Here is a 1177-nt window from a genome sequence, read left to right as displayed (position 1 = left end):
TGATCTGCCCCCCGCTGAGTGGCCCAGAGACTATGATAGTCTGGACCACGAAGGGGACATTGAATGCCAAGCAAGAAGCACAAGCCGGAAGAGATCATCGGCAAGCTACGTGAAGTTGAGATCATATTGGCGCAGGGCGCGAGCACTGCCGAAGCGTGCCGTCGGATCGCGGTTAGCGAGCAGACCTATTACCGTTGGCGCAAGGAATATGGCGGTCTGAAGACCGACCAGGCGCGGCGAATGAAGGATCTGGAGAAGGAGAATCTGCGGCTTCGCCGGGCCATCTCCGACCTGACGCTGGACAAGCTGATATTGCAGGAGGCCGCACGGGGAAACTTCTGAGCCCCGCGCGGCGGCGACGCTGTATTGATCATGTGCGACGAGAGCTTCTGGTGTCCGAGCGACGGATCTGCCGGGTGCTGGGGCAGCATCGATCGACACAGCGCAAGGTGCCGCGCGGGGCGGATGACGAACAGGCGCTCACGGAGGATATCATCGCGCTGGCTAAACAATATGGTCGCTACGGCTATCGCCGGGTGACAGCATTACTGCGCCATGCGGGTTGGACGGTGAACCATAAGCGTGTCGAGCGGATTTGGCGGCGTGAAGGGCTCAAGATTCCGCAACGCCAGCAAAAGCGCGGACGTTTATGGCTCAACGACGGTTCATGCATCCGGCTGCGACCCGAGTATCCGGGGCACGTGTGGGCCTACGACTTCGTCGAGGGTCGGACGCACGATGGCCGCAAGTTCCGTATCCTGACCATTATCGACGAAGCCAGCAGGGAGTGCTTGGCGCTCATCGTCGCGCGACAGCTTAAGCATGAGGATGCGCTGGCCGCCTTGGCGGACCTGTTCATCACGCGTGGCCCACCAGCCAATATACGGTCAGACAATGGCAGTGAATTTATCGCGACTGCCGTCCAGAAATGGCTGGGGCAGATAGGCGTGAAGACGCTCTACATCGCGCCAGGATCACCATGGGAGAACGGGTACAATGAAAGCTTTAACGGGTCGCTTCGCGACGAACTGCTCAATGGCGAGATCTTCTACAGCCTCGCCGAGGCCAAAGTGCTGATCGAAGCGTGGCGGCGACATTACAACACCGTGCGCCCGCACAGCAGCCTGGGCTATCGACCACCGGCACCGGAAACGGCTTCACCGCCATATCCGGCCTC

Annotated in this window: 1 protein-coding gene; it reads left to right on the top strand. The window is 60.2% G+C overall.

The window, feature by feature from the left end; genetic code table 11:
- Positions 1 to 63: 63 nt before the first annotated feature.
- A protein-coding gene (locus tag LQ220_RS24760) for an IS3 family transposase (RefSeq protein ID WP_230190622.1) occupies positions 64 to 1177 on the top strand; the annotation gives its coding sequence in 2 pieces (ribosomal slippage) (positions 64 to 328 and positions 328 to 1177; 1115 coding nt annotated over the 2 pieces). This gene is flagged as partial in the annotation.

It is taken from the genome of Sphingobium sp. CECT 9361 (assembly GCF_918741285.1).
GTDB lineage: Bacteria > Pseudomonadota > Alphaproteobacteria > Sphingomonadales > Sphingomonadaceae > Sphingobium.
The sequence above is the reverse complement of the archived record's forward strand: the minus strand, read 5'-3'. Positions and strand labels throughout refer to the sequence as shown.